Raw genomic sequence first — 26805 nt, forward strand, 5'->3', positions numbered from 1 at the left:
GGCATGGGCCAAGTCGGTATTGATTTAGGCTGTAAAGATGCCGCAGTCACTAGTGAAGGTGATCAGCTACAAATCAAAGTCACCCATCAATACGCTGAAAAACTGGCCATCGCTCAAAGAGCCAAGAATAAAAAACGGGTTAAGGCCATTCACGCCAAGAGTAAAAACACCCGCCAAGATCTGATTCATAAATTCACATCAAAGCTTGTCAAAGCCAACAGCCTAATCGTTGTTGGTAAAATCAAATCAAACTCATTCACTTCATCCAAACTGGCCAAATCCGTCTATGACGCTGGTTGGTTTGAAATAAAGCGGCAACTGGACTACAAATGCGCGAACGCAGGTTGCCACTATCTTGGAAGTCAATGAAGCGTACAGCACCCAAACCTGATCAAATTGCGGCTCTCGCCAAGACAGTCCGAAAGGTAGATCAGGTCTTGGTATAAGAGTATGGTTTTGTCGTTCTTGTAAAACGACCCATAACAGAGATGTTAATGGAGCAAAAAACATTCTCGCGGTCGGGCTTGGCCGTCTTTAGTAGCAATCCCCGTTCCTTTAGGTCGGGGAGGAAGTCAACTGAAAGTCACTATAACTTACTTATTCATATAATGACATCGATTGCTATTAAGTTATAACAATAGGCAAGACTTGCGAAACCTTGGACAAGGTCTCGTTAGATGAGTGGGTTTATATTTATTCTAACTCGCCAAATCATTCATATTGACGATAGGTAGCATGACTGCCATCACAATGATCATCACCACTACGCCCATCAACACCAACATCAAAGGCTCTAGTAACGATAGTAAGGTGCTGATGAAGTTAGTCGCTTCAGCTTCTTGCATATTGGCGGCACGGCTGAGCATACTTTCAAGCTCTCCTGAGTTCTCGCCACTTTTGATCATCTGCACCATCATCGGTGGAAAGTAGGCAGATTTTTCTAGCTGACTTGAGAGGCTAGCCCCTTCGGTGACTCTATCGGCGGCATCGGTAATGGTCTTTTGAATGTGTAGATTGGTGGTGACTGCCGCCCCGATATGCAACGCCTCAATCAAGGGTACCCCCGAGCGCACCAGTATCGCTAGCGTGCTGGCAAAGCGAGCCGCATTCAGGCCTTTGGACAGTCGGGCCAGTATCGGTAGTTTGAGTACCAGACTATCGATAGTCAACTTGCCTGCCTGTGTCTGTGCAAAACGATAAAGTAGCAACGCCACACCAACAAGCAGCAGCAACATCAACCACCACCACTCGGTGATGGCGTTAGAGATGGCCAATACCACTTGTGTAATCAGTGGTAGCGCCTGCTCTGATTGCTCAAACACCTTGACGATTTTGGGCACCACAAAGCTCATCAGCCCCATGATAACGGTAAACGCCATGACCATCAGCACAATCGGATAGACCATCGCCCCTTGGATTTTCTTTTGCAGTGCAAAGCGGTTTTCGGTGTAATCGGCCAGCTGATTGAGGATCAGATCCAAATGACCTGACTTTTCGCCAGCGGCAATGGTGGCGATATACAAAGGTGGGAAACTGGCGGCTTGCTGCAGAGCACGAGCGAGGCTTAAGCCCTCTAAAACATGCGAGCGCACAGCCAACATCAGAGATTTGATGTGAGTTTTGGGAGATTGTTTGGCAACGGCGGCGAGTGCTTCTTCAAGCGGAATGCCTGCAGCGAGTAGCACAGACAGCTGACGGGTGAGCAACGCCAGCTCATAAGCGGAAGGCTTTTTATAACGATTACGCTGCCGACCCTGCTGCTGATTAACCGCATTGACCTCGACGGGCATCCAGTCTTTATCTCGCAGCTGTTGGCGTACTTGCCGTGCCGAGTCGCCTTCTAACAGCCCCTTACGGACAGCGCCCTGATCATCAAGCGCTTTATAATGATAAGCAGGCATGGCAAAAAATCCTAAGATTAGCTCATAGTGAGCACTTACAGATACAGCAGCGGTTTAAAATAAAGGCGTAGAGTCGTTGCTTTCAGGCATCATGCCCTGCAGTAGTAGGACATCCAGATGCTGCTGCTGCAGTTTTTTGTCAAAATCATTGACCTCAGCGATGAGCATTTTTTCTATACGTTTATCAGACACATAGACGCTGAGCCGCGCACAAATCACGGCCAACTGATAGACACGCTTCTTACAATAACCATCAAGACCTTGCAACAAACGTACCATATATGGGGTTTCAAGACTGGCATAATCGTAACCCTCAACGACATCCTCGCCGAGCGCTGTGACGCCATAACTGATCGATAAGTGCGCACAGAAATAGCAGCTGAACAAATAACCAATCACATGGCCGATATAATAAGCCCGATCATAAGTAAAGCTACTGACCCCAAAGTGCCCCAATACATAGCTATTTAAACTGGCTTGGTCACGGATAGGTTTGGGATGACGCAGGTTGCCAAGGGTGGCAATACGCAGTGGGTTGTGGCCGTCTTGTGCAGTCAGCTGCCAGCCAGCTGGCTTTTGTGCAGGCATATGCCGCACGATATCAGCGATGATATCATCGACGACGTGCAGCTGCTGCCACAGTCTCTCTAGCGCATCGACATCGAGCAGGCCCCGTTTGTCCAATTGCTGCGCCAGCTTATACTGCTGATACTCTGCAAACTGTGACTTTAATGTCTGTACCAAGTAGGTCGGTCGTGTCTCTGCGGGCGCCAAGTACAAAAGCCGTGTACGCTCATGCTGCTGGTGATAAAGCGCCAAACGTTGCTCGGCAATAGTCGACGCTAAGTCCGCAGTATCAGTTGATTGATGGGTATCACTGATTATGTCGTCTATAGGCGTAGGAGGCGTAGGCGTAGTAAATAAAGCAAGCAAATCCGCTTTACTCAACGGCACAGAGAAATATTTTTCCGGCTCACCGTCTGTGTTGACATGGGATAGGCTGTGTTCAAAAGTCGGTTGGGTCATAGCGTACCATCAACAGCAAAAAATAAACGCTGCCTCAGTGACTAAAAAGGCTGCACTAAGGCAGTACACAGTTATATAGTACCTGAACCCCACTCTATTGTCAGCTCTAGTATCGTTATCCGACTGGCCATGCATCAAATTTAGACGAAAAAAAATACCAACAAAGGCAATTGATAAAAAATTAAATAAGAGGAGAGAAAAATAGAAGAGAGAAATTGGGGCGACTGATGGGACTCGAACCCACGACAACCGAGATCACAACCCGGGGCTCTACCAACTGAGCTACAGCCGCCATAATGATTGCCGAGAATGGCAAGACATACAGGCTAAATGGCGCGCCTGGCAGGATTCGAACCTGCGACCACCTACTTAGAAGGCAGGTGCTCTATCCAACTGAGCTACAGGCGCTCTTATGGGCTTTTATATATTTAGGCCAGCTCGTAATCAAAGATATATTAAGAACTAAACCATTATACATAAAAAAAAGCCTGTAAGGCTCTTAAAATAGATGGTCGGAGTGATAGGATTCGAACCTACGACCCTCTGGTCCCAAACCAGATGCGCTACCAAACTGCGCCACACTCCGAAATTCTCTATTGTCACGGTAGCTTGTTGATTAATGGGTTATCGGTAATACCGCTAACTATTAATGTTCCTCGCTATCGAGGTGCATATAATAAGGGGTAACGTTAGGTATGTCAACCTCTATTTTCAATCTATTTTACAGAACTGCTGTTTTTTAATAACAGGCTGCTGTAAACGAGACGATACGGTGACCAACATCCTTTGTTATCTCCTTATGGGCGCCATTATAACAGAGTCTGTCGAATATTCAACAGGCTTTAGTTGACCTCCTCCCCGACCTAAATGGCGGGGATTCCTAGCATCGCTACTAGGACTTCCTAATTCAACGAGAATTACTTATGCAGACTGGCCGCGCAAGACTTACATTCTCTCCAAAGGCTAACCCTGCCAGCCCGGCAGTTTTAATATTGATGGCAGCATTGGTATCACGGTCATGGTCAGCACTGCATTCAGGGCAGACCCAACGGCGAGTATCAAGCGCCAAAAACGGTAGTATGTACCCACAACCAGAACAGCGCTTAGAGCTTGGGAAAAACTGGTCTATCTTAGAGATAGAGCGACCCGCCCAATCAGCCTTGTATTCTAGTTGCCGTACAAATTCACCCCAACTGGCGTCGCTGATGTGCTTAGCAAGCTTAGGGTTTTTAATCATGTTCTTAACTCGAAGTGTTTCTACACAAACAACTTGGTTATCGTTGATTAGTTTGCGAGACAACTTGTGCAAGTTATCTAATCGACAATCGGAGATTTTAGCGTGAATACGAGCTACTTTAAGACGAGCCTTAGCACGATTGGCAGAACCAAGCTTTTTACGGCTCAGTCTTTGTTGTGCACGGGCAAGCTTCTTAGCGTATTTAGCTGTGTGACGGGGATTGTCAACTTTAGAACCAGCATCGGTTACGAACAGGTGCTTTATACCAACGTCAACACCAATACTGGCATCAGACTTTGGCAATGCTTGGTTTTCAAACTCGCACAAGCACGATACAAAGTAGCGTCCTGCACGGTCTTTGGTAATAGTGATAGTGCTAGGTGCGCTAGGCAATTCCCTAGACCATCTGATATTAAGCGGTTCTTTATTCTTAGCAATGTAGATATTGCCGTCTTTATACTTAAAGGCGCTCTTAGTAAATTCAGCAGACTGCTTATGCTTCTTGGATTTAAAAGTAGGGTATTTAGCTCGACCCTCAAAGAAGTTCTTGAAGGCGGTTTGCTGATGGCGCAAAGCTTGCTGAGTAGGGACGCAAGATACGTCATTCAAAAAGCTAAGCTCAGGTTGCTTCTTAAGCTGAGTAAGCTTAGCGCTGGCTTGGACATAGCCTATCTTGGCCTTGCTTTGATAGTATTCATCAGAGCGCCAGCGCAAAATAGAGTTATACACAAATCGGACACAGCCAAACGTCCGAGCAAGCAATATAGCTTGTTCATCGGTTGGGTAAAATCGGAATTTGTAGGCTCTATTTTTCATAGCTCACATTTTAATACTAATTTTGTGAGAAATCAAACATTAACTAAAAGTCTTTTCCTCCACGCGCTGAACCGCGTGGAGGAAAAGACTGAGGAATAGAGATGAAAATTTTTGGTGCGCCACGGTCGATGCACTCTAAAAAACACACTGCGCTACTGGGGCGTGTCTTCATCAAAAAATAAAGACCACGGCATGATTGTCAATCAATGATATCGTTGAGCATTCCGGTCAAGACATTAAACGGCATCAACCATAGCGTGGGCAGGCTTGGATGCTCTGAGCGATCAAGCGGTGAGGGATGCCGTAATGCCACGGCTTGACGAGTGCTATCTGTGACTGGATAGACCAGCCAGACCTGTTGGGCGTGATAAACTTGAGCATAACTTGTCAATTGATAAGCATCGCTGGCACTGAGGTCACGTGGGTGGGCCAAGTGCTTCCACTTGATATCAATAACATGACTACAATGAGTAGCGGTACTGGCACTACTGGCGTTGGCAGTATCTTTGGCAGCGTCAGCGCTGCTAGGGTTAGCTTTACGAGTATCACCTGCCACAGCCTTATCATAGACCAGCAGATCTGGCTGCATAGACAAGCACGCCTGCCCAGAGTCATCACTGAGCCACACCTGTTTTGCTTGAAAGTATGTCTGATAGCGTGGAGATTTGTCGCTCGTTGTCTGAGTAAACCACTCAGAAATACGATGCGTGGCCCACTGCTCAAACGCTTGATTCATATTGATTAGCAAACATAAACGCAGCGGCGAGTGATGATAGCTGGACTGAGGCTGGGACAGACTACCGCCTGCGACCTGGCTGGACTGCTGCACCTGTAATAGCCAATATGCCAGATCCAAAAGCTGCTGAGCGCCGTGCCGCTGTACACTTGCCAATGGCTGCCTGTCTAGCTGGTGCTTGGCGACCAGATACAAAGACTCAAGCTGCCCCAGCTCATGCAGGCTAAGCGCAGTGATTTGTCGCCATGGCATCACTGCCGCAGACCATGACACTGACTGAGCACAATATCTGTCTTGTGAGCGTACCAACTGCCCTATCAAGTGCAAGGCGCTTTTAATGAAGCGGTTGGCTAGCGTCTCTGCGCTGAGCTGACTGACTTCACTGACAAACAAGTGTGGCTGATGCAGATTGCGCCTTAGCTGCTCTTTGATCAACAGCTTGCCTTGTAACATAGACTGATTGCGCTGTTGTGTCTGATACTGCTTGGTTGGCTGATAAGCCGTTAACAGCTGTAAAAACTGCGTGACAAACCAATGCGACATAGGAGGTGTTTGTGCAGATAGTGGCGAAAGATGCGGACTAAGCTGACCTAAATTTTTTGTGTGAAGCAGTTTGCGGCGATGCGCTACTGCCGTTAAGTCAGATAGCATCTGCTGCACCCAGTAACGGCTACGCAAAATATGACCCTCATCTGACGCACGGTCACTTGGCACACCAGCGATGGGTTTGGGCAAAATCTCAAGCGTGATGCCACTCGGCAAAACAATTACCCCTATATAATGACCGACTTTTAATCGCCATTGTCCCTGTTTGCGCTGGATGCTAAACACTGCCAGCTCTTGCGCCAATAACCACTCAAAATCTGCCGCTTGCGTAAAGTCTTGCACACTCAAATACTGATGTTCAAACACACTGATGACTGAGGCATCAGTGGCCTTGACGCCAGTGGCATTAGCGCCACTCGTAGCTTGGATGCCAGCAGGATTAGCAGTGCCGTAGGTATGGTCAATCATGGATATCAATACAAACGCTGATAGACATCAGCACGGGCAAACTCGCCTGTCTGTGCGATGAGATCTGGATTGATACGATAATTGCCTACATTTATCGCTGCGCCTAAAAATGCATTGGGTACGTGATGGTTAGAGTTGGGACTGAGCTGTCGGTCAGCCTTGCCAGCCTGTTGGGGTGACACGCCCTGACTGTCTTGAATAAACTGTGCGCTAGCAGGCTGCGCATCATCATTAAACAAATACTGTAGTAGCGCCACTTGTCCGCCAGCAGCTTGTGCCAACTGCGGAATGATCTGCTCAACCAAAGCCGCTCGCAGCTGCGCTAACGTCTGTACCGATAATAAAAACGCATGGCCCAACTGAGCATCCTGTCCTAACGTCTGTGTGATGCGCTGATTTAGACCTGTCAGGACTTTTGCCAAATCAATCGTCTCTAGCGAGTCATTTTTATCTCGGTGATGGTTTTCTAAGCTGCCATGAGCCGCCGAGCTAGTAAATGTCTGCTCAGAAATCTGAATCACAGCCAACAGCTCAGGCTGCGGCGGACAATCGACAAAACGAAAGCGCCGACGCAATGCCATATCCAGCGGTGCCAATGAATGATCTTGGGTATTCATAGTGGCATAGATATCGACATTAGCAGGTACGCTAAACGCCCGTCCAGAGTAGGCCAAATTGACTTGCATGGCCTGTGCCTGTCCAGCACGTTTGTCAGGCTCGATCAAGCTTAGCAGCTCACCGAATACTCGTGACACATTGGCACGGTTGATCTCATCGACTAGCATGGCATAGCGATGGTCAGGATCGTTAGCCGCCCGCTGGCAAAGACGTAAAAAAGCGCCATCTTGAATGTCATAGTGCATCTGCTGACTTTGCGCTACTGACGGATTGGGAGCTGAATGGGCTGATGAACTCGGGACAACGATTGGGCGAATGCCTTCGACAAACTCCTCATAACCATAAGCTTGATGAAAGCTGACCATGCTATAGCGCTGTGTGCTCAGCGCTTGATTGTCTCGCTGCGCTTGACGAAAGTCTGCCAGCTGCTGCGCCAAATCATCAAGTAAGGCCATACTATTGCGTAGTAGATACCAGCTGCCGCTGTCATCTTTATCAAAGTAAGGCTGGGCGGCACGGTTTTTATGCGAGACTGTCTTTGAGTGGGCAGGGCTGTGCGTCTGTAGCACTGACCATGCCGTATTATTGAGGTTTTTGTTACGTTCATTTTGGGCCGCTTTGGCGACAAAAAACTCATGACTCACGATCTCAGGAACCTTGAGCAAGTCTTGCTGCTGCGTCTTTAGATCTAAAAACACCAAGCACACCACTTCGCGCCAGCTTAGCTCATACAGCAGCTGTGACAGCAGCTCATGAGTGCTGGTCGTCGGCAACTGCTCGGTATACTGCTTGGCAATCTGCAACAACCGATAAGTCTTACCAGTGCCAGCGACACCCGTATAAATAATATTGATAGGCTGGGTATGATCCAAACGGTTCAGGGAAACACCACTCATAAATAAACTCAGCAGGTCATTAGGGTTCATGATTGCGCTCATTGAATGTTTAACACACTCTAATGTTTAACACGCTCTATATTGTATTTTTTGAGCGTGCTAGGGTGTGTCTTCATTTTGAAAATGGTCATAAAAATGAAATAAATTGCTGTCAGACAAGGAAAATAACGCAGGTAATATCGGGATATTAATCAGTTATTTGACGCAGTATGACAAAATTTAGCCATTTTTAGCCCATTTAGATATCATCATTTGAATTGAAGACACGCCCTAGTCTATGTTAATAATGACAGGCTCATCTCAGTTGATGCTAACATAAGCCTATGACTATAGTCGATGTACTCTAAGTCGCCAGCATGGGATTGCCTACTGTAGTCAAATCCAAAATAGAAAGGATACTCTCAAAACAGCGTTCTGCTTAATCATATTACCTGAGGAGTTTTTATGTCAGGCTTACTAAACAAACTGCCCGGAAAGCTATCCGCTAAGATACCCACTGATCTACCAGCCAAGCTACCAGAAATCGTATCTGACGCCCTTAGTCCACAAAACGATGCGCCAAAAAGCAGCCTAAAACCCATCAACAACCAGTTTACCAAGCTACTGGCGGTTACCAAGTATTTACCTGCGGGCGCACGCTCAAGTATTTTATCCAAAGCTTTTGGTAAAGTCGTGCCTTATGTCGGCACGACAGGCGTCTATTACGAGATGGTAGAGCCCAATCAGGTTGTGGTCAGTTTAAACAACCAAAAAACAGTACAAAACCACATCGGCTCTATTCATGCCGTCGCTGTGACCTTGCTTGCCGAAACAGCGACAGGGTTTATACTGGGACTGAACCTACCTTCTGATCGTGTACTGCTCATCAAGTCTTATTCGGTAAACTTTTATCGCCCGCTCAAAAAAGGCCAAGTCGCCGCTGTCGCTACATTGAGCGATGAGCAGCGCTTAGAGATTCTAGATCAACCTAAAGGCGAGATGGTCATCCCTTGTGTGATTGATGATCGTGAATCTGATAGCAAGCGTGACCCCATTACCGTAGAGATGACTTGGGCCTGGGTGCCTAAGTCTGAGCTTGAAGCCCGTCGTCAGGGCACCTCTTCTAAAGAGTCTGCTGATGCGTCCTCTGACAAGCCTGCAATAAAAGACCCTACTCAAGCGGAGTGAGGTGGATTCTTAACGGTCTAAACATCTCAGCAACAAACGGTTAACAGAAATGCAGCCTTAACCATGTGATACTGATGAAAACCTAAATACTAAGGAGACATAGATGTCCAAGTTTACTCATAAAGCCACTGCAGCCCTGTCTAAAGCGTTCTTGGTAGGCGCCTGCTCTTTAGGACTGGCCATCAGTGCTCACGCTGCTCCAGAGAAAGCGGCTGCGAATGCGACTATGACTAAGTCTGCCCCTGTGTTTTTGGGCGATGGGGGCGAGTACCCGTTCTCTAGCGCGGTGCGTGTGGGTGATACGTTATATATGTCAGGACAGCTTGGCTTTAAGGACGGAGAATTAGTAGAAGGCGGTGTTGCTGCTGAGACCAAACAGGTTTTAGATAACATCAACTCAGTATTATTACAGTATGGCTATCAAAAGTCAGACTTGGTCAAATGCATGGCTATGCTGACGGATATCGATGACTTTGCTGCATTCAATGAAGTCTATAAGACTGAGCTTGCCAAACCTTATCCGGTACGCTCAGCGTTTGCCGTCAAGGATTTGGCTGTGGGCGCTAGTGTCGAAGTTGAATGTATCGCCGCAAAATGATAGCGATGAGCATCAGTACGGTTTAATAATAAATAACTGGCTATTATAGTCAGTTATTTTTTTGTGCTCAACCATATTGAACTGAAGTCTGTGCCTGTCTGTCTGCTAGCCCACTACTACCTCATCGGTGTTGGCACTTTCTTTGGTGACGCGCAGCACCTCCTCTAGTGTCGTTCGTCCTGTGAGTACCTTATGTAAGCCATCCGCTCGAATAGAGGGTGTCTGCTGTCTGGCATACGCTTCTAGCTCGTACTCTGCTGTGTTGCTGTGAATCATACGCCGCAAGGTATCATCAATGGGCACGACCTCATATATCGCCGTACGTCCTTTAAAGCCAGATTGATTACATTTATCGCAGCCGACAGGCTTGGGCAAATTGAGCGACTGGTCTGATAGCTGCTCCATATCTGACGCCAGTCCAATCTCGGTAAACAGCTTGGCCTGCTCTGTATCTGCTGCTTGCCAAGTATGACAATGCGAGCACAGCGTGCGCACCAAACGCTGTGCCACCACACCAATGAGCGATGATGACAATAAAAACGGCTCCACACCCATGTCTTGTAAGCGGGTCACGGCACCAATAGCGGTATTGGTGTGCAGGGTCGATAGTACCAAATGCCCAGTCAATGAGGCTTGCACTGCAATCTCGGCGGTTTCGATGTCTCGAACCTCACCCACCATGACCACATCTGGATCTTGACGCAGCATTGCCCGTAGGCTTTTGGCAAAGGTCATATCGACTTTATTATTGACCTGCGTCTGTCCGATCCCATCGAGCTGAAACTCGATAGGGTCTTCGGCTGTCAAGATGTTACGGGTTTGATCATTGAGGTCGGTCAAGGCTGCATAAAGGGTGGTCGTCTTACCAGAGCCCGTCGGCCCCGTGACTAGGATAATACCGTGTGGTCGATGTATCAAGCGCTTGAGCTCAGTATAATCGCTATCTGACAGTCCCAGATACGTCATATCCAAGCGCCCTGCTTGCTTGTCTAACAGGCGCATCACCACCCGCTCACCAAAGCTTGAAGGCAGGGTCGATACCCGCACATCGACCTCTCGTCCTGCCAGACGTAAGCTGATACGCCCATCTTGTGGTATACGCTTTTCGGCGATATCGAGCTTGGCCATTACCTTGATACGTGATACCAAAAGCGGTGCTAATTGGCGCTTGGGCGAGATGATTTCTTTGAGCTCACCATCGACTCGAAAGCGTACGACCAAGCGCTTTTCAAAAGTTTCGATATGAATGTCTGAGGCATTGAGACGAATCGCCTCAGACAGCAGCGCATTAATCAGACGAATAATGGGCGCATCGTCTTGACTGTCCATTAAGTCTTCGGTCTCAGGCACACTATCCGCCAAGCTGTCTAAGTCAGGATGGTCCTCAAGACCGGCAGCGATATGCTGTGACTCCCCTGTATTGCTGGCATAAGCGGCATTCATACGTTTTTCAAACTCGTCTGAGCTGATGCTTTGGTAGGTTGGCACGCTGCGAATACCTTGCTGCTGCAAAAACCGCGCTGCTTCATTGATGGCTGATAGCGGCGTCGCCTTGGTCAACACCAAGGTCGGCGGCAGCTCAGGGTCCATCGCTAACACGACTAAAAGCTGATGGCGTTTTGCAAAACTATAGGGCAGTTGCATCATAATGATGACCTGATAACAATAAAAGACGTGAATGGCATCAAACTGGCTAAAGTTTGTCAGTAAGCGCTTACGAGTTTGTTATAATAGCATTTTGCTTTATACCACTTGCAAGGCTTTTGCACCATTTTACCTTGATAAAAACAAGCGCTGGCTATTTGGGTGTGCTCTAGAGGATGTTTGATAACGCTGTTCGGTTTTCGCCTTTATATTTTCGCCATTACAGATAGCCCGCCGACTATTAGGATGTCAGTTATGTCACAAACCACCGATAACAACGCCCCTCTGACCCAGGATACTTTTACTGTAGGCAGCCGTACTTTTTCTTCACGGCTGCTGGTGGGTACTGGCAAGTACAAAGACATGAACGAGACCGGCACGGCTATTGCAGCGTCGGCGGCTGAGATTGTGACGGTGGCCATTCGTCGTACCAATATCGGTCAAAACCATGACGAGCCAAACTTGTTGGATGTCATCTCACCAGACAAATATACTATCTTGCCCAATACTGCTGGGTGCTTTGATGCCGAAACGGCGGTGCGCACCTGTAAGCTTGCTCGTGAGCTACTGGGTGGGCATAATCTGGTGAAGCTTGAAGTATTGGGGGACGAAAAAACCCTGTATCCAAACATTATGGAGACCGTCAAGGCGGCAAAAGAATTGGTCGATGATGGCTTTGAAGTGATGGTATACACCTCTGACGATCCTATCGTCGCCCAAGAGCTAGAGAGTATGGGCTGTGTGGCCATCATGCCCTTAGGCAGTCTGATCGGCTCTGGCTTGGGACTGCTCAATCGCCACACACTAAGCCTGATTATCGAAAACGCAAATGTGCCTGTGCTGGTTGATGCTGGCGTCGGTACTGCCTCAGATGCGGCTATCGCTATGGAGCTTGGCTGTGATGGGGTGCTTATGAACTCCGCCATTGCCAATGCCACAAACCCTGTGCTGATGGCGCAAGCTATGAAGCACGCTATCTGGGCAGGACGTGAGGCGTTTTTGGCAGGGCGGATGCCGATGCGAAAAATGGCTGCGGCCAGCTCACCACAAACTGGTTACTTTTTTCAGTAGCTTATGAGAGCGTATAGTCGATACACTCTAAAAATGTCATAGTGCTACTGGGATGCTATCTTTTGAAGTACAGTTGCGCAGCCTCTAGGGATAGCAGCACGCAAGTAAAAATTATACCAGTAGTGCGCTTAAATCCATAACAGTTTACATTCAGCTGACTATACTGTTATTTGACTTATACTCCCTATATAAAGTATTGATAAAACACAATTATAAAGCTTGAACACAGCGGTCTATACTTGTATAGAAGCAATGTTGTCGTAATCATTTAAGGTATCAGTCATTATTTAGGATATTAGCAATTCTATAAGGTAGTAATCATTTAAGTAGGCGCTTATATGGTGAATATGAATAGCTTATTACCCATTATTTACCGCCATAAAAGGACTTATTATGCGACTTTTGACAGCTGTTGATCAGCTCTTTTTGATTCTGGAATCTCGTAAGCAGCCTATGCATGTGGGCGGGCTGTTTTTATTTGAGCTGCCTGAAGACGCACAGGGCTCAGAGCATAACTTTGTCTATCAGCTGGTAAAACAGATGCAAAATTCTGAAGCACCGCCAAGCTTTCCTTTTAATCAGGTACTCGAAAATCTAATATTTTGGAAAGAAGACAAACACTTTGATGTTGAGCATCACTTTCATCATGTCGCTCTGCCCAAACCAGCCCGCGTGCGTGAATTACTCATGTACGTCTCAAGAGAGCATGGACGCCTGCTTGATCGTGCTATGCCGCTTTGGGAGTGTCATGTGATTGAAGGCGTACAACCAGATACCGAAGATGGCCCTGAGCGCTTCGCTTTGTATTTTAAAATACACCATTCTTTAGTGGATGGTATCGCCGCCATGCGCTTATTGCAAAAGACGCTATCACAGTCACCGACGGAAACTGTCACCCTGCCTGTTTGGTCGTTAGTCGCTCGCCATCGCAACCAAATCGACGCTGCCCTCCCCACGAAAAAATCTATATCTGGTATCATAAAAGAGCAGCTGTCTACCATCAAACCTGTATTTACAGAATTGCTAGACAACTTTAAAAACTATGGCGATGAAGGCTATGTGGGTACTTTTGATGCGCCAATGAGCATACTGAACAAGCGCATCTCTGCCTCACGGCGAATAGCCGCTCAGTCATATGATATCAAGCGCTTTCATGATATTGCTGACCAGCTCAACGTGAGTAGAAACGATGTGGTACTTGCAGTGTGTTCTGGGGCCATCCGTCGCTACTTGATCTCAATGAATGCATTGCCTACCAAGCCTCTGATTGCTTTTGTACCCATGTCACTACGCAGTGACAACAGTACAGCCGGCAATCAGCTCTCATTTGTATTGGCCAATTTGGGCACACATTTAGATGACCCTATACGGCGGATGAAACTGATTCATCGCAGTATGAATAACGGCAAGCGCCGCTTTAGACGTATGACTCAGGCCCAAGTCATCAACTATAGCGCTATTGCCTACGCTTGGGAGGGTATCAATGTCTTGACGGGTCTATTCCCCAAAAAACAAGCCTTCAACCTTATTATCTCCAATGTCCCTGGCTCTGAAAAACCTCTGTACTGGAATGGGGCTCGTCTACAAGCCTTGTATCCCGCTTCTGTCGTGTTTAATGGTCAAGCCATCAATATCACACTGGCCAGCTATTTGGATAAGATTGAGTTTGGCATCACGGCTTGTAGCAAGACCGTACCTCATGTGCAAGACATGCTGATATTAATAGAAGAAGAGCTACAGCTACTAGAGCAAACATGCGATGAGCTAGGTGCTGGTCTACCAAAATAGCGTGAATGGCTTGAATAAATAGACGGCCGATTCACCATCACACCGAAAAGATGCTATAGTCAAGAAATTTTAAAATCGCTACAAGGCGACCGACCGCAGATAGTACACTAAGTACATCTAGGGCGGGTAACACCGTAGCGGTTTAAAAGTACTCCGACTATAATAAAAAAGCTGGCCCCGTTTTGGTGCCAGCTTTTTTTATGCAAATGAATATATTATTGCTTTTAACTTATACTGCATCACGCCATGTCGGCACGACCATTTGCATCAAGGGTTTCAACAACTTCACATTACAGGCAAAGATAGAGCCTGAGCTCATAGAGTTGTGTGCACCTGTGTGATCGACCACGACGCCACGCGCCTCTGATACGATAAGCTCACCTGCGGCGATATCCCAAGGCTTGATAGACATCTCAAAGTAACCATCGAAACGTCCAGCAGCCACATAGCATAAATCTAGCGCAGCTGAGCCTAAACGACGTACCTGACCACCCGCTTCTGACACCTTCTGCAAGCTCTCAAAGTGTTCTTTAGCATAAGAGATGACCTGTCCATCCCGTTTGCGTTCAAGAGGATGACCCGTGGTAAACAAACCACCATCAATGGTCTTACGTTCACTGACGTTAATACGGCGCTGATTCAGACGAGCCCCTTTGCCACGACTGGCCGAAAACATCTCATCACGAACAGGATCATACACCACACCATGCTGGGTCACGCCTTTATGCTGTACCGCAATCGATACGCAAAACTGCGGGATACCATGAACGAAGTTTTTGGTGCCATCTAACGGATCGATAATCCAGCACCAGTCCGCATCTTCACCACTTCCTTCTTGCATACCAAACTCTTCGCCCAAAAACGAATGGTTGGGGTAGCTGTTTTTTAGGGTGGCAATGGTCAGCTCTTCACTATAACGATCGATGCGGGTCACCAAGCCATCGATGCCCTTTGATTCAGTATCAAACTCGACTTTGTGGCGGTTTTGATGCGCATGTAAAATTTCTGCACCGACTTTTTCGGCAGCACGCGCTGCGATGACGACCATGGGTTCCATAAATAACCTATCTGCTTAATGAATGAATAAAACGAAAAAATGAGAACTGCTAATATTGCCTTTATACTGGTAAACAGCAGAGCAATTGTCCACTGGATTACCTTACTTCTTTACAACCTAAAAACACGGATAACATCATACTAAAAATACGAAATAAGAAAAACCGAAAACACCAAGCACACCATCTCTCATGGTTGCCATCATAAACGACATAAGCTGTAAAACAATAAACACCTACGGCAAGTAGGTGCTGGAGCTATATCTCTATTTTTGGTTAAGACAACAAACGCTGTAACTGAACAACCACACCACTGGTATCAAGACCACAGTCAGCCAGCTGCTCTGCTTGTGATCCATGCGCAATAAACCGATCTGGAATACCAATATTGGCAATAGCAGGACGGCTAGTGGCAAAGGCTGGAGAAACGTTTAGCAGGTACTCATTTACCGCACTGCCAGCACCGCCCATGATCATATGCTCTTCTAGCGTTGCGATATGAGTGACGCCTTGCGTAAGCAACGTCTCAAGCAGCTTGGTATCCAGCGGCTTTACCCAGCGCATATTTACTACTTGAACCTGACAGTCAGACACTGCTTCATCCGAGGTCAGGATTTTAGCCGCTTGCTCGGCAGTGGCTACCATGGTCCCAAATGCGAGCAGCGCAAGCTTCTTAGGAGCATTATCTTCTCCCAAGACAGACTCTACGACTGCTTGTCCTATTTTATAGCTTTGCGCTGGACGACTGATCATCGCACCTGTACCTGTACCGCGTGGGTAGCGTACAGCTGTGCTGCCTTGGTACTCATAGCAGGTGTTTAATAAATGATAGCACTCGTTTTCATCTTTTGGCGTGGCGATCAGCATATGGGGCACGCAGCGCAAAAAAGCCAAGTCAAAAACGCCCGCATGGGTAGCACCGTCTTCGCCCACCAAACCCGCTCGATCGATGGCAAAGGTCACATCCAACTCTTGTAGCGCCACATCATGAATCAGCTGATCATAACCACGCTGCAAAAAAGTGGAGTAAATGGCCACGATTGGCTTGACGCCTTGAGTGGCCATGCCAGCGGCCAAAGTCACGGCATGTTGCTCAGCAATCGCCACATCAAAAAAGCGCTCAGGGTACTGACGAGCAAAGTCTATCATACCCGAGCCTTCCTCCATCGCTGGCGTGATGGCGAGCAGCTTGTCATCCTGTGCCGCTTTGTCACATAAAAACTGCCCAAACACTTGCGAATACTTAAGGGCAGGCACCTTAGTGTCAGCAGCGCTGTCTTTCTTTGAGTCAGTCTTTGCTACCTCTTTTACAGGTAATTTGCTAATCGCATGATAACCAACTGGATCAGCCTCAGCCGGCGCAAAGCCCTTCCCTTTAGTGGTATAAATATGCACCAATACAGGACCACGGACTTGTTTGGCTAGTGACAACACCCGCAGCAGCTCTGGCATATCATGACCATCAAACGGGCCAAAATACGTAAAGCCAATGGCAGTAAACAAGTTATCTTCTAACTGTGGTACATTGCGCTGCTCGCTATGGCGCTTGCGTCTATCATACGCTTGCATATGTGGGCGACGGCGTAATAACGGTGTACCTTCATCTGAGATATCAACTTGATAACCTGACTCCCAAAGCATGGCCAAATGCCGCGAAAACCCGCCAATAGAGCAGGATATCGACATATCATTATCATTTAAAATAACCAATAGGTCAGCGTCTTGCTGTACCGCATCATTCATCGCCTCAAAGGCCATGCCGCCGGTCATCGCCCCGTCACCAATCACACAAGCCACGGTCTGCGGGCGACCCTGATAGCGCAGCGCTAGGCTCATGCCCAGCCCAGCGGAGATAGAAGTCGAAGAGTGTCCCACGCCAAAGGTGTCATAAATCGATTCGGCTCGCTCAGGAAATGCCGTCAGCCCACCTTTTGCACGAATACTGCCCAGTCTATCACGGCGTCCGGTCAGCACCTTATGAGCATAAGCCTGATGACCAACGTCCCAAACAATCTGATCATTTGGCGCATCTAATAAGTGATGTAGCGCAATAGTGAGCTCAATCACGCCCAGATTGGCCCCAAAATGTCCGCCGCTTTGACCAGCAGAATATAATAAGAACAGGCGCAGCTCATCCGCTAAAGTGATGAGCTGCGCGGTCGTAAGGGCTTTTAGGTCTAAAGGAGCGTCAATAGCATCCAGTAGTGGCGTCTCTGGACGCGTATGCGGTATCTGCTCAAACGTCTGTTGCAAGCCAGATAGGGGTGCAGCAGAGTCGGTAGCTGATGGCGTAGAAAGCGACGCAGGTGAAGACCAAGACTGTGTGGAATAAGATGTCTGCTGCATAAATCGTACGATACCTACCAATCTGCTGACAAGATGCTACTTTTGCATATCGACACGCTGCCTTACCGTTCTGATAAGATAGAGTGCGACCGTTAAAAGCGTATCCCAACCGACATAGTCACAAGTTATATGCGACTAGCAAAATAAATCAAGCGGGGATTAAAACATCGTCTTTGGGTTATTCAAAGGTGCATAAGTGATACACAAAAAAAGTCACTTTTTCTTCATAAAATGTAGCTTTACTTATGCGCTAATGACGATACAGTAATGTAAGGACAAAGACTTGTCACTGTATCCATCAAAATAGTATGGCATAATAGCATTTTTTTTAAACAGTCGCTTTAATCATCGTGCGTAGTCTGTGAACTTTGTGTGTTTTTCTCACAATTGCGACTAACATGCTATTTTTATTGGCATTATACAACCATATCGACATAGTTATCACGACATGACTATGACTACACCATCTATCGTTACAATAATCAGTCTATGCAGGACATCAATGTCATATCAATTTATTACTAGTGCTAAGTTGCCCACTCGTCATGGCGAGTTTGATCTTCATGTCTTTGAAAACGATGACGGTCAAGAGCATGTCATGCTCTCGGTTGGCCTGCCAGTAGGCGATGAGCAATCTGCGACGGATAACACAGACCAAAGACAGCGCCCAGCTCCGTTAGTGCGTATTCATTCTGAATGCCTGACAGGAGATGCCTTTGGCTCATTAAAATGCGACTGTGGCCCACAGCTCAACACTGCCATGCAAGCCATACAAGCAGAAGGCTGCGGCGCTATACTCTACCTGCGCCAAGAAGGCCGCGGGATTGGCTTGACCAATAAGATTCGAGCTTATGCACTACAAGATCAGGGGCACGATACTTTGGATGCCAACCTGATGCTAGGCTTACCTGCTGACGCTCGTATTTATGACATGTGTGCACCGATGTTGGCCCATGTGGGCGTCGATGAGGTACGTCTTATCACCAACAACCCTGATAAAGTGGCTTATTTAACCAAGCATGGTGTCAATGTCTCTGAACGTGTGCCCTTAGTGGTCGGCGTCAATGATATGAATGCAGAATACTTGGCCACCAAGCGCGACCGTATGGGGCACTTGCTTGATAAAGAGTTTTATACAGCAGCCCATCTGAATAAATGACGCCCGCACTTATTCCACGCTTCACAAGTTATTATCACCCACTTTTATTATAGGTGTCTTTATGACGACTTCTCATAACCCAAATACGACCTCAGAGGCAGCTGACATGGGCACCACCCCGACAAACACTGACATTGCCCGAGTACGTGAGTATTTGGTCGCTCTACAAGCGCGTATCTGCCAAGCGTTAGAGGCGCAAGAGCGTGATGGTGGTGGTCATGCCACCTTCGTTCCTGATGACTGGGAGCGCCCCGAAGGCGGCGGCGGTCGCTCCTGTATCTTAGCAGATGGTGAGGTCATCGAAAAAGCGGGCGTCATGTTCAGTCATATTCACGTCCATAACCTGCCTGCCTCAGCGACTGCGCGCCATCCAAATATCGCCGGTCGCAAAGCCCAAGCCATGGGCGTATCCTTGGTTGTACATCCCAAAAACCCTCATGTGCCAACCAGTCACGCCAACGTCCGTCTGTTCGTCGCCGAAGCAGAAGGTGAAGATCCTATTTGGTGGTTCGGCGGTGGTTTTGACTTAACGCCCTTTTACCCAGTGCTGTCTGACTGCGTACACTGGCATCAGGTCTGTCATGATTTATGCGCACCTTTTGGCGACAGTATCTATCCTGACTTTAAACAATGGTGCGATGAGTACTTCTATTTGCGCCACCGTGATGAGCAGCGCGGCGTCGGTGGTTTGTTTTATGATGATGTCAATACAGACAGTCGTGGCTGGGACTTTGAAACCTGTTTTGACTTTATGCAGGCAGTCGGTGATGGCTATCTAGATGGTATCCTGCCTATCTTTGAAGCCCGCAAAAAAAACCCTTACACGGATGAGCAGCGCCAGTTTCAGCTGTATCGCCGTGGCCGCTATGTTGAGTACAATCTAGTCTATGACCGAGGTACGCTCTTTGGACTACAGAGTAATGGACGTATTGAGTCTATTTTAGTCAGTATGCCGCCATTGGTCAGCTGGCACTATCGTTTTGAGCCTAAGCCAGGTACCGCAGAGTTTGAGCTGACTGATTTTTATCTACAACCACGTGATTGGTTAAACCTATAAGCTACATCATTTATACCAATTGTGCTTATTTTATAAAAAAATTTGTCTACAATAGTTCTTTAAGCGAAGCGATTTTACAAATCACTTTTAAATCATGGTTAATGCATTAGCCATTTAATTTGGAGGCGGCAGTTACTGTGCCTGTGAGTACCGTTGATTCGATTAAAAAGGACAGATTAGCCAACCGATTGTGCCAGTATGCGACATACCAGCTACAAGAGGAACCTGATCATTCTTTGATAAAGGGTCGACGACAGTAATAAAAAAGGAGTCACACTTATGATAAAGGTTCAAAAAAACACCTCATTAAAATCAGTTTTTGGCATTACATTGATGACAGCGGCCCTAGGTCTGACGGCCTGTAGTACGTCAGTAGACCCTGATGTCAAGGCCCGTCAGGACAGCATGAAAAGCTGGGGTGATGCGATGGGGGTCATGAGTGATATGGCAGAAGCGCCTGAGACCTTTGATGCAGAGGTATTCAAAGAACAAGCGTCATACTTAGCAAGTGATGCGGCGACGCCTTGGACTCATTTTGAGAATTCAGAAGCGTTGGGTAATGCCACATCAGCGGTGTGGAGCAACAATGACGACTTCACCGCCAAAGCCGCTCACTTCCAGCAAGTAACTGCTGAACTAGACGCTGCGGCACAGTCAGCGACGAGCATCGAAGAGGTCTTGCCAGCCCTTGGCGCAGTTGGCGAGAGCTGCAAATCTTGTCATACCGACTATAAAGTAAAAGACAACGGTTAATAATCAGTCAGCACAATTGAGAAAAACCGCCATATCAGATGATATGGCGGTTTTTTTATACAAATCTATGAGAAGAGAAACCTGACTCTCAACTTAGTGTGAGTTATCGTAGGCTGTGGTGGTATTACTGGCATCAAGCGCCTGCTGCTCTTGTATTTTATTGACGATAGCGGTTACCGATGGGTCGCTCAAGTCGATAGTACGTATCGGGAAAGGTATATTTACCCCTGCCGCATCTAGCGCCGTCTTGATCTCTACGATGACTTGGTGAATCGAGGCGACTTTGTTCGCTTGGGTACCATCTTCGATGAACCAACGTACCGTCAGGTCTATTGATGAACCGCCAAAGCCTGTGGCAATCACGCTGGGCTTGGCTTTGGTAGACACCGTATCTGCTTTATCTAATGCCTGCAAAATCTCAGCTTTTGCCGCTTCGATGTCATCTTCATAACCAATACCGACGGCCACTTGCAGACGGCGCTGTTTATACGCCGTATTGACAGTCAGTGCAGACGTATACAGATCCGAGTTGGGGATAACCACTTGCCGTCCATCATACGTTCTAATGGTGGTGGCACGGATTTTGATGTCCTCAACCGTCCCTTCATAGTCGCCTGAGATAATCTGATCACCGATGCGAAACGGCTCTGAGAGTAGCAGTAAAATACCAGACAATAAGTTTTGAAAGATATCCTTAAACGCAAAACCAATGGCAACTGAACCTATACCCAGTGCTCCGATGAGCTTGGCAGGGGTAAACCCTGGGACCGCAATGACCATCGCTATCATAAAACCGACAAAGACAATTAATGCCCCGCCGACTCGCTGAAACACTTTGACCAGATTTTGATGCCGGCGTTTACCCAGTATTTTATGCACCACTTTTTTGAATAGTCTTGATAATAGCCAAAAGATAACGATCAAGATTATCGCAGCGATAAAGTAAGGCGTTCGCTCGACAAAGCTCATCACCAGCTCATGAGCCGTATCGGCTATAGTGTGATAAGTCATAGCTTCAGTAGGCACAACATCCGTTGCGGTATCGGCAGTGGTTTCAGCAGTAGCGACAGGGCTCGACATAAAACAGGTTATCCTTCAGTTAATATTGGCTCAGGTTCAAAAGAATCGCTACACTAGCCCATCAAGTCCGCTTGTACAATCTCAATCCAGTAGCCGTCGACGTCTTTGATAAAGGCGATATTTTTCATACTGCCGTCTTCTGGGCGTTTTTTGAATTCGACATTGTTTTTGTCAAACCAAGCCACGGCTTCATCTAGATTTGGCACACTAAAGCAGATATGACCGAAGCCTTGAGGCTGGCTATTGCCATCGTGATAGCTAAAGTCAGCGTCATTCTCAGTACCATAGTTATGGGTCAGCTCTAAGATACCACGCTGACGGAATGCAAAGATTTCCAACTCTTCACCCGCTGGCAAGTGATCACGCTCCTCCTCGGTCAGCTTGGCTAAAAAGTATAAATCAAACTCCATATCAGGGAACTTTTTTACTGCCAGTAACGTCATACCAAGCACACCTGTATAAAACTCCAGTGACTTAGCAGGGTCTTTGACTCGCAGCATGGTGTGGTTAAAAGTAAAGCCTGAAGTCTGTGCAGAGATGGGCTGAATGCCATCTGTCTTTACGCTGCTGTCAGGTTGAGCGACCGTTGATTGATGGTTATCAGTTGCTGAATGAGGCATTAAATTAGACATAGTTATCCTAATATTGACAAAAAATAATATGTGTAAACAAACCAATCACGACTGTCATGATTGGTTTGACCATTTCATGATAATAGAAAACCAGGCGATGCGTGCTGAGGTTTTGTAAGAATATGACTCAATATGTTTTATCTAGGGCCTGTCCTCAATTCAATCGAAGGACACCTAAATGGGCTAAAAATGAGGACACGGCCTAGGCTCCATTTGCCTCTCATCTGCCTGCGCACAGCCGTCATTAATTGTCTAAAAACAACACCTTACCTGTCGCTAAATCATACTCTGCACCAACGACCAACAGCTGACCACTCGTCGTCAAATCCTCTAGCGCTCGTGAACCATGCTTGAGCTGACTGACTGACATCCGTACGTTGGCACTAATGGAGCTCTCAAGCAGCTCGTCAGCATCGACATCTTGTCCGTTGGCGGTAGCCAGCTCATGGAGGTTATAGACGCTTGGACGAATACGATCAACGATCGACTGCAAGTTGGGGGTATAGTTTTGTTCGGGGTTGATCAATGCTTCGACGCAAGCGGTCACGGCGCCGCAATGTGAATGCCCAAGTACCACCACCAGCTTAGTACCGAATTTTTCGGCAGCAAACTCAACTGAGCCAATCTGTGAGGGTGCAACCACATTTCCTGCGACTCGAATGACAAACAAATCACCGAGGCCTTGATCAAAGACAATCTCAACCGGTACTCGGGCATCCGAGCAGCCCAAAATAATCGCCAAAGGGTCTTGGTCACTGATTAGCTCAGGGCGCTGCTGCATACAAGGATCTGTCATAGAGAGACTTTCGACATAGCGGGCATTACCTTGTTTTAACAGCTCGAGTGCTTCTTGACCCGTTTTTGGGCGTATATCATTAGGCATAATAAATCCTTTTTTATCAAACTATCTTCGGGGTAGTTGTTAAGAAATTAAACTAAATAGAGGTTGGCGACATTATTACTGAGTCTGATTTGAGTCTCAAGCACGCTATAGCTATCAGCATATATCAGCCTTAAAGGGATTGTATAGTAATAGCGACTAAAAAATAATAAGAAATTTATTTTAATATGGTTAAGGTCTGCCGATAACGAACTTGCACTGATTTATACCAAGGGTTTGTTATAATATGCAGCCATTAGACCAGGCTTTTACTCATACCAAGCCAGCTGGTTTATAGTGTTTTGTCTTCAGACCTTTAAATACCTCATTTCGGCACTGGCGTATGGGACGCCTAGGAATAGACCTTATGACTGATTCACTGATGAATACGCCTATCGCTTCTGCATCCTCCAATGCTGATGAGACCCTGCTGCAACTCAAGGGTCTACAAAAAAGATACGACCAAACCGAAGTGTTGACAGACATCAATCTAGATATCAAGCATGGTGAGTTTTTAACCTTACTTGGTCCGTCAGGCTGTGGTAAGACGACATTGCTGCGTTTGATTGCCGGCTTTGAGCAGCCAACGGCAGGGACAATTTCTTTAGATGGTATGCAAATGGCAGGGCTACCCGCTGATAAGCGTCCCGTCAATACCGTGTTTCAGCAGTATGCGCTGTTCCCGCATATGAGCGTGGCACAAAACGTCGCCTATGGCCTCAAGCTCAAAAAGGTACCCAAGGATGAGATTCAGACTCGGGTACGTGAGATGCTCGCTATGGTACAGCTTGAGCATTTGGCCAACCGCAAACCGCAAGACTTATCCGGTGGTCAACAGCAGCGTGTTGCCATCGCACGGGCGGTCATCAATCGTCCCAAGCTCTTGTTGCTGGATGAGCCCCTATCGGCGCTTGATCACAAGCTGCGTTTGCAGATGCAGTCTGAGCTTAAACGGCTGCAGCGTGAGCTTGGCATTACCTTTGTCTTTGTCACTCATGATCAAGAAGAAGCGCTGTCGATGTCTGATCGCATTGCGGTGATGAAAGACGGCAGGTTTCAGCAAATCGGTACACCCATTGAAATTTATGAAACGCCGGCCAACTTATTTACCGCCAAATTCATCGGCGAAACCAATCTATTTAAAGCCGAGGTCAAAGGCGTCTACCCTAAGCAGCCTGATCGTGATGGTAGAGTGACCAATGGCCGCATCGAGGTCGAAGTCTGTGAAGCACAGGTGCAAGAGGGCAAGGCAACCTTGCGCAATCTGCGTCGCCCTGACTTTGCCAATGATGTGCAAGTCGGTGATATCGTAAACTTACTTCTTCGCCCTGAGGATTTACGGATTTATGACCCTGCAGACGACGGGCAGGCAGGACTGCTCGGTCGGGTCATTGAAAGTAACTACAAAGGCAGCACCCTAGACTCTATTATAGAGCTGGCTAACGGCCATATTATCAAGGCTTCTGAGTTCTTTGATGAAGATGACCCAAGCTTTGATTATAAGCTCAATGAAGCGGTGAAAGTGGCATGGGTCGATGGTTGGGAGTGGGTACTCCCCGAAGAGCCTTTGACGGGACAAGAGACGACGCTATACAAGGATGGCAGCTGATGGCACGTATTAGCCGTTTTAATTTGGGCAGCAAAAGCCCCTTTCGTACTGCAACGCTATGGCTGATTTGGGGCTGGCTACTGCTATTTGCGTTATTGCCCAATATACTGGTCATTGCCGTCAGTTTTTTGACCCGTGATAGCAGTGCTTTTATCAGTTTACCTGTCAGCTTCGATAGCTATGTCCGCATGATGGACCCGCTCTATTTTGAGGTATTTGTCCACTCTTTATGGATGGCAGGGATCACGACCCTGCTTTGCTTGTTACTCGGCTATCCGTTTGCTTGGCTGGTGTCCAAAGCCCAGACACGCTGGCAGCCGCTACTGATGATGCTACTGATCTTGCCGTTTTGGACCAACTCTTTGGTACGCACTTATGCTCTCAAGCTGCTATTTGCCAATAATGGTTTGATCAATAAAAGCCTACTGGCGATAGGGGTCATCGATGCTCCTATCAATATTTTATATACGCAAGGCGCAGTGATAGCAGGTCTGACTTATTTGTTATTCCCCTTTATGGTACTGCCGCTTTACGCTGTTTTTACTGATTTGCGTAATGACATGCTACTGGCTTCACAGGATTTGGGCGCCTCCAAACGGCAGACCTTTTGGCACGTGGTACTGCCGCTCACCACGCCGGGCATTATCTCAGGAGTACTGTTAGTGCTATTGCCAGCTATGGGGATGTTCTATGTGGCTGATGTGCTGGGCGGTTCACGTCACTTACTGGTAGGTAATATCATTAAAAACCAGTTTTTGGATGCTCGTGACTGGCCGTTTGGTGCTGCCGCCAGTGTGATACTGACGCTGGCCATGGCCGTGCTGTTGCTTGCCTACCGTGCCAGTAGTCGCCGCATTGGTAAGACTGACTTTAATGAGGTGGCCTAATGTCTAATAACCAACGCCACACGAGACCCCTTAGCATCGGTAGTATCGCAGCAAAAGGCTATCTGGGTCTGATTTATACTCTGTTGTACTTGCCGATTATTGTTTTGGTCGTCATGTCATTCAATGAGTCAAAGATTGGCTATAATTGGGGCGGCTTTAGCTTAAAGTGGTACGAGTCATTATTTAATAACCAAGCCATGCTTGATGCTTTTTGGCACTCTATCGTTTTGGGTTTGGTCGCTGCGACCGTTTCAACCTTGATAGGCACACTGACCGCCCTCGCCTTACACCGTTATAACTTCCGTGGTAAAGGCGTATTAAACGGGCTGTTGTTTGTGCTGATGATGTCGCCTGAGATTGTCTTGGCTATTTCATTGCTCGCATTGTTTTTGTTGATTGGTCTACAGTTAGGCTTTGTTTCACTACTACTGGCGCACATTACTTTTTGCCTGCCGTTTGTGGTTATCACTGTGTTTGCCCGCCTCAGTAGCTTGGATGAGCGCTTGATGGAGGCGGCACGTGACTTGGGCGCTTCTGAGTCAACCATGGTGCGCACGGTTTTGATTCCTGTGATTATGCCCGCAGTGATGGCAGGTTGGTTACTGGCCTTTACCTTGTCACTAGATGATGTGGTGGTTTCTACCTTTGTCACAGGGCCAAGTTATGAGATTTTGCCGCTACGGATTTATTCCATGGTACGTGTCGGACTAAAACCTGAAGTCAACGCCATCGGTACGTTATTGTTGGTTGCGTCTTTGGTGTTGGTGGTTATCTCACAATTATTATTGCGTCGACGCTAAGTCATACTAACTTTTGAATGAAACTCACTGGCATA

The 26805-nt window shown here is 47.3% G+C and carries 21 protein-coding genes, 3 tRNA genes and 1 pseudogene; 11 read left to right on the top strand and 14 right to left on the bottom strand.

Annotated elements, in window-relative coordinates; all coding sequences use genetic code 11:
* A pseudogene (locus J3492_RS13230) lies at nucleotides 1-538 on the top strand (RNA-guided endonuclease InsQ/TnpB family protein); the annotation flags it as partial.
* Between the two features lie 160 nt (nucleotides 539-698).
* Here J3492_RS13230 and gspF read toward each other — a convergent pair.
* The 8 genes from gspF to J3492_RS09120 form a co-directional block, all read right to left on the bottom strand.
* On the bottom strand, nucleotides 699-1901 hold the full coding sequence (gene gspF / locus J3492_RS09085) for a type II secretion system inner membrane protein GspF (protein ID WP_207991743.1): 1203 nt from the start codon (nucleotides 1899-1901) through the stop codon (nucleotides 699-701).
* Nucleotides 1902-1955: 54 nt separating this feature from the next.
* Nucleotides 1956-2927 carry a hypothetical protein gene (locus J3492_RS09090; RefSeq protein WP_243453196.1) on the bottom strand — a complete coding sequence of 324 codons (972 nt, stop codon included), beginning with the start codon at nucleotides 2925-2927 and terminating at the stop codon, nucleotides 1956-1958.
* Nucleotides 2928-3143: 216 nt separating this feature from the next.
* Nucleotides 3144-3219, bottom strand: a tRNA-His gene (locus tag J3492_RS09095).
* Between the two features lie 39 nt (nucleotides 3220-3258).
* Nucleotides 3259-3335 (bottom strand) — tRNA-Arg (locus J3492_RS09100).
* Between the two features lie 101 nt (nucleotides 3336-3436).
* Nucleotides 3437-3513 (bottom strand) — tRNA-Pro (locus tag J3492_RS09105).
* Between the two features lie 321 nt (nucleotides 3514-3834).
* Nucleotides 3835-4980 carry an RNA-guided endonuclease TnpB family protein gene (locus J3492_RS09110; protein ID WP_207991744.1) on the bottom strand — a complete coding sequence of 382 codons (1146 nt, stop codon included), beginning with the start codon at nucleotides 4978-4980 and terminating at the stop codon, nucleotides 3835-3837.
* Between the two features lie 199 nt (nucleotides 4981-5179).
* Entirely contained in the window at nucleotides 5180-6730 is a 1551-nt protein-coding gene (locus J3492_RS09115; RefSeq protein WP_207991745.1) for an McrC family protein, read from the bottom strand.
* Nucleotides 6731-6735: 5 nt separating this feature from the next.
* A complete protein-coding gene (locus J3492_RS09120) occupies nucleotides 6736-8274 on the bottom strand; it encodes an McrB family protein (protein ID WP_243453197.1) in 1539 nt (512 codons plus the stop codon).
* Between the two features lie 414 nt (nucleotides 8275-8688).
* On the opposite strand from J3492_RS09120, the gene J3492_RS09125 reads away from it, so the two are divergent.
* Both J3492_RS09125 and J3492_RS09130 read left to right on the top strand, forming a co-directional pair.
* Nucleotides 8689-9411 carry a DUF4442 domain-containing protein gene (locus J3492_RS09125; protein WP_207991746.1) on the top strand — a complete coding sequence of 241 codons (723 nt, stop codon included), beginning with the start codon at nucleotides 8689-8691 and terminating at the stop codon, nucleotides 9409-9411.
* Between the two features lie 103 nt (nucleotides 9412-9514).
* Nucleotides 9515-10009: a RidA family protein gene (locus J3492_RS09130; RefSeq protein WP_207991747.1), complete on the top strand. Its 495-nt coding sequence runs from the start codon at nucleotides 9515-9517 to the stop codon at nucleotides 10007-10009.
* A gap of 105 nt (nucleotides 10010-10114) precedes the next feature.
* On the opposite strand, the gene gspE is transcribed toward J3492_RS09130, so the two are convergent.
* Nucleotides 10115-11656 (bottom strand): type II secretion system ATPase GspE, encoded by a 1542-nt coding sequence (gspE, locus tag J3492_RS09135; RefSeq protein WP_207991748.1) that lies wholly within the window; start codon nucleotides 11654-11656, stop codon nucleotides 10115-10117.
* A gap of 252 nt (nucleotides 11657-11908) precedes the next feature.
* Here gspE and J3492_RS09140 point away from each other — a divergent pair, with 252 nt between their 5' ends.
* Nucleotides 11909-12724, top strand: a complete 816-nt coding sequence (locus J3492_RS09140; protein WP_207991749.1) for a thiazole synthase — start codon at nucleotides 11909-11911, stop codon at nucleotides 12722-12724.
* Nucleotides 12725-13117: 393 nt separating this feature from the next.
* Nucleotides 13118-14512 carry a WS/DGAT/MGAT family O-acyltransferase gene (locus tag J3492_RS09145; protein ID WP_207991750.1) on the top strand — a complete coding sequence of 465 codons (1395 nt, stop codon included), beginning with the start codon at nucleotides 13118-13120 and terminating at the stop codon, nucleotides 14510-14512.
* 229 nt (nucleotides 14513-14741) lie between these two features.
* On the opposite strand, the gene J3492_RS09150 is transcribed toward J3492_RS09145, so the two are convergent.
* Nucleotides 14742-15569, bottom strand: a complete 828-nt coding sequence (locus J3492_RS09150; protein WP_207991751.1) for an inositol monophosphatase family protein — start codon at nucleotides 15567-15569, stop codon at nucleotides 14742-14744.
* A gap of 274 nt (nucleotides 15570-15843) precedes the next feature.
* Nucleotides 15844-17913 (bottom strand): 1-deoxy-D-xylulose-5-phosphate synthase, encoded by a 2070-nt coding sequence (gene dxs / locus J3492_RS09155; RefSeq protein WP_207991752.1) that lies wholly within the window; start codon nucleotides 17911-17913, stop codon nucleotides 15844-15846.
* 502 nt (nucleotides 17914-18415) lie between these two features.
* Between dxs and ribA the strand changes: the two genes are divergently transcribed.
* From ribA to J3492_RS09170, 3 genes are all read left to right on the top strand, one after another.
* Entirely contained in the window at nucleotides 18416-19072 is a 657-nt protein-coding gene (gene ribA, locus J3492_RS09160; RefSeq protein ID WP_207991753.1) for a GTP cyclohydrolase II, read from the top strand.
* A 61-nt stretch (nucleotides 19073-19133) separates the two neighbouring features.
* Complete coding sequence (hemF, locus tag J3492_RS09165) at nucleotides 19134-20129, top strand: oxygen-dependent coproporphyrinogen oxidase (RefSeq protein WP_243453199.1); 996 nt, start codon at nucleotides 19134-19136, stop codon at nucleotides 20127-20129.
* 279 nt (nucleotides 20130-20408) lie between these two features.
* Nucleotides 20409-20882 (top strand): c-type cytochrome, encoded by a 474-nt coding sequence (locus J3492_RS09170; protein ID WP_207991754.1) that lies wholly within the window; start codon nucleotides 20409-20411, stop codon nucleotides 20880-20882.
* Nucleotides 20883-20975: 93 nt separating this feature from the next.
* Here the strand turns inward: J3492_RS09170 and J3492_RS09175 are convergent, their stop codons facing one another.
* The 3 genes from J3492_RS09175 to J3492_RS09185 all read right to left on the bottom strand — a co-directional run bounded on the left by J3492_RS09175 (nucleotide 20976) and on the right by J3492_RS09185 (nucleotide 23477).
* On the bottom strand, nucleotides 20976-21962 hold the full coding sequence (locus J3492_RS09175) for a mechanosensitive ion channel family protein (RefSeq protein ID WP_207991755.1): 987 nt from the start codon (nucleotides 21960-21962) through the stop codon (nucleotides 20976-20978).
* Nucleotides 21963-22015: 53 nt separating this feature from the next.
* A complete protein-coding gene (gene gloA, locus J3492_RS09180; protein WP_243453200.1) occupies nucleotides 22016-22594 on the bottom strand; it encodes a lactoylglutathione lyase in 579 nt (192 codons plus the stop codon).
* Between the two features lie 244 nt (nucleotides 22595-22838).
* A complete protein-coding gene (locus J3492_RS09185) occupies nucleotides 22839-23477 on the bottom strand; it encodes a carbonic anhydrase (RefSeq protein WP_207991756.1) in 639 nt (212 codons plus the stop codon).
* A gap of 364 nt (nucleotides 23478-23841) precedes the next feature.
* Between J3492_RS09185 and potA the strand changes: the two genes are divergently transcribed.
* Genes potA through potC form a run of 3 tightly spaced genes read left to right on the top strand, consistent with a single transcriptional unit; the run spans nucleotide 23842 to nucleotide 26770 of the window.
* The gene (gene potA, locus J3492_RS09190; protein WP_207991757.1) at nucleotides 23842-25083 is read left to right on the top strand and encodes a spermidine/putrescine ABC transporter ATP-binding protein PotA; all 1242 of its coding nucleotides are present in this window, start codon (nucleotides 23842-23844) and stop codon (nucleotides 25081-25083) included.
* Nucleotides 25083-25970, top strand: coding sequence for a spermidine/putrescine ABC transporter permease PotB (gene potB, locus J3492_RS09195; protein ID WP_207991758.1), 888 nt, complete (start codon nucleotides 25083-25085; stop codon nucleotides 25968-25970). The genes potA and potB overlap by 1 nt, the downstream gene beginning before the upstream one ends.
* Nucleotides 25970-26770 carry a spermidine/putrescine ABC transporter permease PotC gene (gene potC, locus J3492_RS09200; RefSeq protein ID WP_207991759.1) on the top strand — a complete coding sequence of 267 codons (801 nt, stop codon included), beginning with the start codon at nucleotides 25970-25972 and terminating at the stop codon, nucleotides 26768-26770. The genes potB and potC overlap by 1 nt, the downstream gene beginning before the upstream one ends.
* Nucleotides 26771-26805 lie beyond the last annotated feature (35 nt).

The organism is Psychrobacter coccoides (assembly GCF_017498085.1).
GTDB classification, from domain to species: Bacteria; Pseudomonadota; Gammaproteobacteria; order Pseudomonadales; family Moraxellaceae; genus Psychrobacter; species Psychrobacter coccoides.